The sequence below is a fragment of the Streptomyces sp. NPDC058239 genome (assembly GCF_042882185.1).
Lineage (GTDB): Bacteria > Actinomycetota > Actinomycetes > Streptomycetales > Streptomycetaceae > Streptomyces.
Window position 1 is genome coordinate 86,675 of the sequence record NZ_JBHVWS010000036.1, and the last position, 9,892, is coordinate 96,566.

9 protein-coding genes are annotated in these 9,892 nt (G+C 69.3%); 3 read left to right on the forward strand and 6 right to left on the reverse strand.

The window, feature by feature from the left end:
- Positions 1-121: 121 nt before the first annotated feature.
- A complete protein-coding gene (locus ACFVYE_RS31080; protein WP_114245333.1) occupies positions 122-682 on the reverse strand; it encodes a YbjN domain-containing protein in 561 nt (186 codons plus the stop codon).
- Positions 683-841: 159 nt separating this feature from the next.
- The gene (gene clpB, locus ACFVYE_RS31085) at positions 842-3,436 is read right to left on the reverse strand and encodes an ATP-dependent chaperone ClpB (protein ID WP_389607782.1); all 2,595 of its coding nucleotides are present in this window, start codon (positions 3,434-3,436) and stop codon (positions 842-844) included.
- A gap of 207 nt (positions 3,437-3,643) precedes the next feature.
- On the opposite strand from clpB, the gene ACFVYE_RS31090 reads away from it, so the two are divergent.
- Positions 3,644-4,048, forward strand: coding sequence for a pyridoxamine 5'-phosphate oxidase family protein (locus ACFVYE_RS31090; protein WP_383974749.1), 405 nt, complete (start codon positions 3,644-3,646; stop codon positions 4,046-4,048).
- Positions 4,049-4,183: 135 nt separating this feature from the next.
- On the opposite strand, the gene ACFVYE_RS31095 is transcribed toward ACFVYE_RS31090, so the two are convergent.
- Positions 4,184-4,504, reverse strand: coding sequence for a (2Fe-2S)-binding protein (locus ACFVYE_RS31095; protein ID WP_093899390.1), 321 nt, complete (start codon positions 4,502-4,504; stop codon positions 4,184-4,186).
- A gap of 335 nt (positions 4,505-4,839) precedes the next feature.
- Here ACFVYE_RS31095 and ACFVYE_RS31100 point away from each other — a divergent pair, with 335 nt between their 5' ends.
- Both ACFVYE_RS31100 and ACFVYE_RS31105 read left to right on the forward strand, forming a co-directional pair.
- A complete protein-coding gene (locus ACFVYE_RS31100; RefSeq protein WP_383974747.1) occupies positions 4,840-5,811 on the forward strand; it encodes a helix-turn-helix transcriptional regulator in 972 nt (323 codons plus the stop codon).
- Between the two features lie 100 nt (positions 5,812-5,911).
- On the forward strand, positions 5,912-7,372 hold the full coding sequence (locus ACFVYE_RS31105; RefSeq protein ID WP_389607783.1) for a hypothetical protein: 1,461 nt from the start codon (positions 5,912-5,914) through the stop codon (positions 7,370-7,372).
- A gap of 32 nt (positions 7,373-7,404) precedes the next feature.
- On the opposite strand, the gene ACFVYE_RS31110 is transcribed toward ACFVYE_RS31105, so the two are convergent.
- The 3 genes from ACFVYE_RS31110 to dnaJ all read right to left on the reverse strand — a co-directional run bounded on the left by ACFVYE_RS31110 (position 7,405) and on the right by dnaJ (position 9,801).
- Entirely contained in the window at positions 7,405-7,914 is a 510-nt protein-coding gene (locus tag ACFVYE_RS31110) for a hypothetical protein (RefSeq protein WP_383974741.1), read from the reverse strand.
- Between the two features lie 254 nt (positions 7,915-8,168).
- Complete coding sequence (locus ACFVYE_RS31115) at positions 8,169-8,615, reverse strand: heat shock protein transcriptional repressor HspR (protein ID WP_018522258.1); 447 nt, start codon at positions 8,613-8,615, stop codon at positions 8,169-8,171.
- A gap of 1 nt (position 8,616) precedes the next feature.
- Complete coding sequence (dnaJ, locus tag ACFVYE_RS31120) at positions 8,617-9,801, reverse strand: molecular chaperone DnaJ (RefSeq protein WP_383974737.1); 1,185 nt, start codon at positions 9,799-9,801, stop codon at positions 8,617-8,619.
- Positions 9,802-9,892: the final 91 nt, after the last annotated feature.

Here is a 9,892-nt window from a genome sequence, read left to right on the forward strand (position 1 = left end):
GGGCGGTGACCCGCAACACGCGGCTTTCGCCCGGCGCCCCCACGCCAATAAAACCACCCGCCCGGGGGCGGCGTCCATGGAGACCGCCGCCCCGGGCCGGGCTGTCACTGCCGTGCGGGACTCAGGCGTCCGGAGAAGCCTGCTCCGTGCCGTCCGTCTTCTCCTCGGCCGGCGTCAGGCCGAGGCGCTCCTGCAGCCACTTGTCGAACTCGATCGAGGCGCGCACCCAGCTGACCGTCGACGAGACGAAGTGCTCCAGGCTGACGCCCGTGCCGATGAGCATCTGCGCCTCACCGATCAGACGGACCGAGACCTCGGTCTCCTCGGAACCCTCCTCGGGCTCGTGGGTGTGCGTGTAGACCTTGGGCCACAGGGTGCGGCGGTTCCAGTCGTCGATCGCGTCGAGGAGGACCGGACGCTGGTCCGCGGCGTGCGGGCGGTCGTAGAACGTACGGACCGAGAAGACCTGCTGCTCGTCCTCGCCGCGGAACATGAAGTACGTGCGGAAGTCCTCCCACGGAGCCGCGAGGTCGCCCTCGTCGTCGACGACGTACTTCAGCTCCATCTGTTCGAGGAGCTGCTTGACGAGGTCCTGGTCAGGGACGACGGGGCCCTCCGGTCCTGCGGCCTGCGGTTCGGGCTGGCCCCCGAAATTCGGAATCGAGGACGGATCGATGCTCACCGTGTTTTTCCCTTCGTGCGGTTGCCGCCATCCTCTCCCATGTCGGGCGGGGGATGGCAAGCCCCGACGGGCCCGATCCGCCACAAGCTGACACGCAGCCGGTACGGACCGGGCCCGCCGGGACCCCGTACGGGGTGATTACGACGCAGGCCCGGGTGATTACGACGCGGGACCGACGAGCAGGCCGTCCCCGACCCGGTCCACCCGGACGGTGTCCCCGTCCTTTACCTCGCCCGCGAGGATCTCCTTCGCGAGCCGGTCGCCGATCGCCGTCTGGATGAGGCGGCGCAGCGGCCGGGCTCCGTAGGCCGGGTCGTTGCCCTCCTCGGCCAGCCAGGCCAGGGCGGCCGGGGTGACGTCGAGGGTGAGCCTGCGGTCGGCCAGGCGCCCGGCGAGCCGGCCGATCTGGAGCCTCGCGATGTGCGAGAGCTCGTCGCCGGACAGTGCGGAGAAGACCACCAGGTCGTCGAGCCGGTTGAGGAACTCCGGCTTGAACGAGGCCCGGACGACCTCCAGGACCTGCTCCTTCTTCACCTCGGGCTTGGTCAGCGGGTCGACCAGGAACTGGCTGCCGAGGTTGGACGTCAGGATCAGGATGGTGTTGCGGAAGTCCACCGTCCGGCCCTGTCCGTCGGTGAGCCGGCCGTCGTCGAGGACCTGGAGCAGGATGTCGAAGACCTCGGGGTGGGCCTTTTCGACCTCGTCCAGCAGGACGACGCTGTACGGGCGGCGGCGGACCGCCTCCGTGAGCTGGCCGCCCTCCTCGTAACCGACGTAGCCGGGCGGGGCGCCGACGAGCCGGGCGACGCTGTGCTTCTCGCTGTACTCGCTCATGTCGATGCGGACCATGGCCCGCTCGTCGTCGAACAGGAAGTCGGCGAGGGCCTTCGCGAGCTCCGTCTTGCCGACACCGGTCGGGCCGAGGAAGAGAAACGATCCGGTGGGCCGGTCGGGGTCGGCGATTCCGGCGCGGGTACGGCGTACCGCGTCCGACACCGCCTGCACGGCCTCGGTCTGGCCGATGAGGCGCTTGCCGAGCTCCTCCTCCATGCGCAGCAGCTTCTGGGTCTCGCCCTCCAGCAGGCGTCCGGCCGGGATGCCGGTCCAGGAGCCGACGACGTCGGCGATGTCGTCCGGGCCGACCTCGTCCTTGACGAGCTTCTCCTTGGGTTCCTTCGCTGCCACCTGCTCGGCCTCGGACGCCTCCGCAAGCTCCCGCTCCAGGCCGGGGATCTCCCCGTACAGCAGCTTGGAGGCAGTGTCGAAGTCGCCGTCGCGCTGGGCGCGTTCGGCCTGGCCGTGCAGTTCGTCGAGGCGTTCCTTCAGTTCACCGACGCGGTTGAGGCCCTGCTTCTCCTTCTCCCAGCGGGCATTGAGGCCGCGCAGCTCCTCCTCCTTGTCGGCGAGGTCGCGGCGGAGCTTCTCCAGGCGCTGCCTGGAACCGGGGTCGGTCTCGTTCTTGAGGGCCAGCTCCTCCATGTGGAGACGGTCGACGGCGCGCTGGAGTTCATCGATCTCGACGGGCGAGGAGTCGATCTCCATGCGCAGCCGGGACGCCGCCTCGTCGACCAGGTCGATGGCCTTGTCGGGGAGGAAGCGGGAGGTGATGTAGCGGTCGGACAGGGTCGCGGCGGCCACCAGTGCGGAGTCCGCGATGGAGACCTTGTGGTGGGCCTCGTAGCGGCCCTTGAGACCGCGCAGGATCGCGATGGTGTCCTCGACGCTCGGCTCCGCCACCAGCACCTGCTGGAAGCGGCGCTCCAGGGCGGGGTCCTTCTCGATCCGCTCGCGGTACTCGTCGAGCGTCGTCGCGCCGACCATGCGGAGCTCGCCGCGGGCCAGCATCGGCTTGAGCATGTTGCCCGCGTCCATGGCGGAGTCGCCGCCAGCCCCGGCGCCGACGACGGTGTGCAGCTCGTCGATGAAAGTGATGATCTGCCCGTCGCTCTCCTTGATCTCGGAGAGGACGGTCTTCAGCCGTTCCTCGAACTCGCCGCGGTACTTGGCGCCCGCGACCATCGCGCCGAGGTCGAGCGAGACGAGCCGCTTGTTCTTCAGGGACTCGGGGACGTCGCCCTTGACGATGCGCTGGGCGAGCCCTTCGACGACGGCCGTCTTGCCGACACCGGGCTCACCGATGAGCACCGGGTTGTTCTTCGTACGCCGCGAGAGCACCTGGACGACACGCCGGATCTCCTGGTCACGCCCGATGACGGGGTCGAGCTTGCCCTCCCTGGCTGCGGCCGTGAAGTCCGTACCGAACTTCTCCAGGGCCTTGTACTGGCCCTCCGGGTCGGGTGTGGTCACCCGGCGCCCTCCCCTGCTCTTCTCGAATGCGTCCAGCAGCCTCTTCGCACTGGCCCCCTGACCGCTCAGGATCTCACCGGCCCGGCCGCCCTCGGCGGCGATGCCGATCAGCAGGTGCTCGGTGGAGATGTAGTCGTCGCCGAGCTCCTTCGCGCGCTGCGCGGCATCCGCGATCACGGCGAGCAGCTCGCGGTTGGGCTGCGGCGGGGCGACGGTCGACCCGGTGACACTGGGCTCCGCGCCCAGGAGCCGCTCCGTCTCGGTGCGTACGGCGATCTGGTCGGCCTCGACGGCGGCGAGCAGATCGATGATGTTCTCGTTGTCCTCGCCCGCGAGCAGCGCGAGCAGCAGATGCCCGGGGGTCAGATCTGGGTGCCCGTCCTTCACGGCCCTGCTGGTGGCCGCGTTGATGGCGTCCCGGCTCTTGTTGGTCAGCTCGGCGTCCACGTGCGCTTTCTCCTCCTTGCGGTGACTGGTCTCTCCACAACACTGACTAGGTCAACGTGCACAAAGTTGAGTCTATTCCACTCAACCCTGTTCCGGACCGGTCCCCGGGCTCCAGCTCTCCTCTTCCGATGCTCCGAGTGAACCGGCCGGAGTGGACCTCCGCCACCGCAGGGGCGGTCACGTTTCCGTGCTGCCTACGCTGTCCCCATGGCAGTCGATGTGATGAATCCCGGTCCCGAGTACCTCGCGTTCTGGCGCGAGCGCCACCTGTGCACCCTGACCACTCCCCGCTCCGACGGCACGCCGCATGTGGTGCCGGTGGGTGTGACGTACGACCCCGGGGCCGGGCTCGCCCGCGTCATCACCAACAAGAACCGCCAGAAGGTCGCCAACATCCTGGCCGCGGGCCCGGACGGCGCCCGGGTCGCGGTCTGCCAGGTCGACCGGGGCCGCTGGGCAACACTGGAGGGCCGCGCCACGGTGCGCACGGAGGCCGACGTGATCGCCGACGCGGTGAGCCGCTACGCGGAACGCTACGAACGCACGCCGGCACCCAACCCGGACCGCGTGGTCATCGAGATCGCCCTGGACCGGGCGCTCGGCAGGGTGTGAGGGAGACCGCGGACTTCCCGGGTCTTCCCGGCGGCGGCGCTTCCCTGGGCAGCACAACGGCGCCATCGTGTTCAGGTCACGATGGCGCCGTTGTGTGGGGGAGTGACTGAGCGACGTGTAACGACGGGGGATCGCTCAGGCACTGCGGGGGGTGGCGGAAATAGTCTCTGGCTCGAACAGCTGGTGGTCCCGCCGGTCGAGGTTGACGAAAATCATGTCGTACCGGATCGCGCAGCGAACGGGCTGCGGGGCTCCACGCGGCTTGCGGAGGCACCGGTAAGCACGTACTTCGTCGTCTTCTTCACGTGCGACAACGATGGGGTCGCCGAACAGAGTGACCATCAGCGAGTCGCCACAGCGGGGGATGGCCGTGACGAGATCGATGAAATGCCAGCCCGAACGGTAGGCCGTGGCCATCTCGCGCCGGAAAGTCCGGTCGTCCGGCGGGATGGTCATGCGCCCGCGGACACGCCAGCCGGCTGGCTGTCCCAGGACACATCACTGGTTCCCATTTCGCCCGCCGACACACTGCTCTGCGCGTCAGCCCTTTGGCTGTCCCACGAAACATCCCCCTGAACTGCTACGGAGAATGCTGCGGCAGCGAAGGCGACAGCAAGAACCGAGCGAAGCAATCTCTTGTACATGGGTGGCTTCGTCCTCACTTGGTAGGTTCCTCTCCCCCGGCTCCACCAAGACCATGTCGCAACCCAGCACGTCGAAGCCACAGGAGCGATGCATCATGTTCCTGTACGTTCAGGACCCTGGGGGGTGGAGATTTGCTCACAACAAGCATGAAACCTACGCATCCTCACCCCATCACCGAACTGTGCGATGAGGGTGCACGCTTGTACGCCAGCGCTCTTGGCGCCGGGCGCATCGCCCGCACGGAGGTCGAAGCAGCTCCCTGCTTGCTGGAATTCGCTCTGCTGCACCCGGACCCGGACGACGCCAAATGGCTCCGCCCGGTTCCGCCGTCATCCGTGCTCGCGCAGCGCCTGCACCCCATAGAGCGGGAAATCCGGGACCGCCGCCGGGTCACGATCGAATTGGCCGACGCATTCGAGCCATTCATGGCCATCAGCGCCCAGCCCTCGGTGACTACGCATGCGATCAGCGTCCTGGAAGGGCTGCAGACCATAAATGCGACGCTGGACACAGCGACCGCCCAATGCACCGAAGAGATACTCACCATCCAGCCGGGCGGTGTCCGCAATCTGGATGTCCTCACCCAATCACTGGAACGCGTGGAAGGGCCGGTGAGCCGCGGCGTACGGCTGCGCACTCTTTATCAGCACACGGTCCGTCACGGCCCCGGCGTCTTCGCCTATCTGGAACGGCTGCACTCGGGGCACGTAGAGGTCCGAACGCTGGAAGAGCTCATCGATCGCATGATCATCTTCGACCGTTCCGTGGCCGTCATACCCGCACGCCGCGACCGACAGGTGGCTCTGGAGCTGCGCCATCCCGGCCTGGTGGAGTATCTGGTATCCGTGTTCAACCAGTTCTGGCAACTGGCGACCCCCCTCACCGAAGAGGCTCCGTACACCCCTCCCAATGACGGCATCACCGGCATCCAGCGGTCCATAGCCAAACTCCTCGTCGAGGGGTACGTCGACGAGGCGATCGCCCGGCGCCTCGGCATGAATGTCCGTACCTGTCGCGCCCATGTCGCCAAGCTCTCCGCCACTCTCGGAAGCAACAGTCGCGCCCAACTCGGCTACCTCATCGCCCAATCGGGAATCCTCGACAAGCCACTGAATTGAACGGTCGAGGAGATGTCCCGGTGGCGACGTACAACCAACCCCCGCCCCGGCCCGTCCAACTCCCGGACACGTACCGCTTCGCAGGGAGAGACCCGACATCATGCAGGCAGCTCCGGACCACCGGCCCCCATCCCCCACCCGCATACGACCGGGGCGCCGGCTCCACGTCCCGGTCGCGCTGGTCGCCGGGGCGGTCCTCGCGCTCGGCTCCGTCGCACCTGCCAGTGCCGACGAGCCGGAGACGGACCAGCTCTGGATCGCGGCGCCGTACGAGCTCGTCCTGCCGACCGCGGACGCCGACGGCTCCGCGACCGCCAACACCGTCGAGGTGAAGCTCGGGCACGACAACACGCACAACTCCGTGACCGGCGGCCGTCTCACGGTCGACGCGTCCGAGCTCGCGGGTGTGGCCGAGGTCAGCTGGCCCTCGACCTGCGCACCGGCCACCGACGCCCTCACCGCGACCTGCGACTTCGGGTCCCTGGACGGCGCCCCGTACGTCTCCGTCGCCGAGATCGGGCTGCGCGCCGCAGCCGGCGCACCCGCCGACGCCACCGGCACCCTGCACTTCACCGCGGCGGCGGACAGTTCCTTCGGCCCCCTCACCGGGTATCCGGCGGACACCCAGATCCGCCTCGGTGACGGCCCCGACCTGGGTGTGAGCCAGCTTCCGTACCGCACCGGCGTCAAGCCCGGCACCGACCTCGCCCAGCCGATCCGCCTGACCAACCACGGCAACCGCACCGCCGACCGCACCCTGCTGACCCTCTTCGCCTCGCACGGCCTGGCGTTCTCGCAGCGCTTCGGCAACTGCACGTACCTGGACGCGGACCCCGTCACCAACCGGAGCGGCACCACAGCCGTCTGTGTCCTCGACGAGCCCGTCGCCCCGGGGCAGGTGTACGACCTGTCGGCGGCCGGCGCGGTCCGTGCGACGAGTGCGGCGTTGTACGAGCGGTTCGACTACTCGGTCGACCGGTTCACCGACGAGGCGTACGAACAGGCCCTCGCGGGAAGGCCGTTCGTCCAGGGCACCGGTGCCGACCTCGGCGCAGCACCCGTCCCCGCGGCCGCCACCCGGAGCGCGGTGGCCGCCGAGCCCGACCTGAACCTCGACGACAACTACCGCTCCACGCAGATCACAGCAGCCAACAAGGCCGACCTGGTCGCCCTCGCGAGCGACATCACCTCCGCCGCGCCCGGTGACACGGTCACCGCCCGGATCGGTGTGAAGAACCGCGGCCCGGCCTGGGTCGCCTCCCTCGGCGCGGGCGCCTCCGTCGCGACGCTCGACGTCCGCATCCCGGAGGGCACCACCGTCACCGGCAAGCCTGACGCCTGCGACCTGTCCGGCACGAACAGCTACACCTGCCGGACACCGATCCTCCTCTGGGAGAAGGCCCGCTCCACGTTCGACTTCACCCTGCACGTCGACCGCCTCGTCGAGGGCGGGGCGAAGGGTTCGGTCGCCACACTCAACGACGACCCGGAGCTGCGGATCTCCGCCTTCGATCCGCGACTGGCCAACAACACGGCCGAGTTCACGGTCTCCGGCAACTGATACGCCGTGGGGTGCGGGTGTCTGCCTGCCGATCAGCGCTCGGGCAGTCGCGGCGCCCCGCCCCACGCCGCCAGCAGCTCCTCCCGCTCCGCACGCTTGGGGGTGCCGCCCTGCCGCGTACGCCCCCAGTCGAGCAGCGCGGCAGGGGTGGCCCGGCCGTTCGCACAGGCATCGAGCAGGCCCTGTGACAGCCGGCACTCCGCGGGGCTGTAGGAGGCGGTGGGCGCGTGCACGATCAATTCCACTCCCTCCGTGGGAGTTTCGATGCGTACGAACATGGCGGGGCCCTCGTCCACCCCGCCGAGCGCTGCTGTGATCACGGTGTCCAGCAGAAGCCCGGCAACCCTGCGCGCCGAGGACCGCACGGGTACACCGGCCACCGACACGCGCTGGATCTCGTCCCAAGTCCACCGGCCGCTCTGGTCCGCCCCGAGCCCCGTCAGCCCCTCCTCGGTGAGCAGCACGCCGGGGCCGGGTTCGTTCGGTGGGGCGCCGATGTGGGCCGCGGTGCCGGTGATCCAGAAGAGGCCGACCATGGACATGCATGACTCCCGACTGTGCCACCGGGCGGTTGGCCCCGGCCCGGTGCGTTGGTGAACGAGCGGGGCCGGTGACAGACCCCTGCCCCATTGTCGCGAGCGTGATCGAACATGAGTCTGGTTTCGGCCGGAGCCCGGGGGCATGCGCAGGGCTGCGGGCGCACAGCGAAGGGCCGGGGGCCGACCCCTTGGGTCGACTCCCGGCCCCGAACGAAACGAATCGTGAGCGAATCGTCCGGCCCGACGGCCGAACCCGCTCAGTCCTTCGGCCGCTTCGGCCGCCAGACCACCAACGCGCTGGTCTGCTGCACATCCTGATACGGCACCAGATCGCGCCGGTACGAGGCATGCACCTGGGCCTCGCGCTGCTGCATCGCCGCCGCCGCGCCGTCCACGGCCGCCGAGAGTTCGGCGACGCGCTGCTGGAGGGCGGCGACCTGGTTCTCCAGTTCGATGATGCGCTTGATGCCGGCGAGGTTGATGCCCTCGTCCTGCGACAGTTGCTGCACGGTGCGCAGCAGCTCGATGTCGCGGGCCGAGTAGCGCCTGCCGCGCCCGGCCGTACGGTCGGGGGAGACCAGGCCGAGGCGGTCGTACTGGCGCAGCGTCTGCGGATGCAGGCCCGAGAGCTGGGCCGCGATCGAGATCACGTACACCGGTGATTCATCGGTCAGTTCGTACGGATTGCGTCGTCGGCCGTCCACCTCAAGCTCCCTTCGCAGCCTGGAACAGCTCCGCCCGCGGGTCGTGGCCCGCGGTCGCCTTCCGGTAGGCCTCCAGCGCGTCCCTGGCCTCGGTGCTGAGGTCCTTGGGCACCGTCACCTCGACGGTGACCAGCAGGTCGCCCCTGGTGCCGTCCTTGCGTACGGCGCCCTTGCCGCGGGCGCGCATCGTACGCCCGTTGGGGGTGCCGGCCGGCAGTTTCAGGGTGACCGGCGAACCGCCGAGCGTGGGCACCTTCACCTCGCCGCCGAGCGCCGCCTCCGTGAAGTCGACAGGCACGGTGACTGTGAGGTTGTCGCCCCTGCGGCCGAAGACCGGGTGGGCGTCGACATGGACCACGACGTAGAGATCGCCGGCCGGTCCACCGCGCTCGCCCGGGCCGCCCTTGCCGCGCAGCCGGATCCGCTGGCCGTCCGAGACGCCCGCCGGAATCCTGACCTGCATGGTCCGGGAGGACTTCGCCCGTCCGCTGCCCTTGCAGACATCGCAGGGGTCCTGGGCGATGAGGCCCCGGCCCTTGCAGTCCACGCAGGGGTCGGTGAGCGAGAAGCCGCCGCCGGTGCCGCGCGACACCTGTCCGGTGCCGAGACAGGTCGGGCAGACCCTGGGGGTGCCGTTCTTGTCACCGGTGCCGGAACACGCCTTGCAGGGCGCCTGGCTGGACATCCGCAACGGGACCGTGGCCCCTTCGACCGCCTCGATGAAGCTGAGCGTCACCTCGGACTCGATGTCCTGGCCGCGGCGCGGCTGCACCCGCGTCCCCGTACCGCCCCGGTTGAACAGGCCGCCGAAGACATCGCCCAGGCCGCCGCCGCCGAAACCACCGGCTCCGCCACCCGCGCCCCCGCCCTGGGTGCCTCCGAAGAGGTCGCCCAGGTCGAAGTTGAAGTTGCCTCCGGCGCCTCCGGGTCCGGCCCTGAAGCCGCCGTTGCCGAAGAGGGCGCGGGCCTCGTCGTACTCCTTGCGCTTCTTGCTGTCGCCGAGGATGTCGTTCGCCTCGGAGATCTCCTTGAAGCGCTCCTCCGCCTTGTCGTCGCCCTTGTTTGCGTCCGGGTGGAACTCGCGGGCGAGCTTCCGGTACGCCTTCTTGATCTCGGCGTCGGTGGCGTCCTTGGGGACGCCGAGGACCTTGTAGTAGTCCTTCTCGACGAAGTCCTTCGTGCTCATCGACGTCCCTCCTTCCGGACGATCGGCCATGGGCCCCCCCCCGTTGGCGGGCGCGAGGGCCGGCGGGGTGGCGGCCGGGGGTGGGGAAAGG

Excerpts from the sequence above, each read along its gene's own strand:
- ACFVYE_RS31090 (WP_383974749.1), top strand. The coding sequence starts at position 3,644 with ATGGCAGTCGATGTGATGAATCCCGGTCCCGAGTACCTCGCGTTCTGG.
- ACFVYE_RS31095 (WP_093899390.1), bottom strand. The coding sequence starts at position 4,504 with ATGACCATCCCGCCGGACGACCGGACTTTCCGGCGCGAGATGGCCACG.
- ACFVYE_RS31100 (WP_383974747.1), top strand. The coding sequence starts at position 4,840 with ATGAAACCTACGCATCCTCACCCCATCACCGAACTGTGCGATGAGGGT.
- ACFVYE_RS31105 (WP_389607783.1), top strand. The coding sequence starts at position 5,912 with ATGCAGGCAGCTCCGGACCACCGGCCCCCATCCCCCACCCGCATACGA.
- ACFVYE_RS31110 (WP_383974741.1), bottom strand. The coding sequence starts at position 7,914 with ATGTCCATGGTCGGCCTCTTCTGGATCACCGGCACCGCGGCCCACATC.
- dnaJ (WP_383974737.1), bottom strand. The coding sequence starts at position 9,801 with ATGAGCACGAAGGACTTCGTCGAGAAGGACTACTACAAGGTCCTCGGC.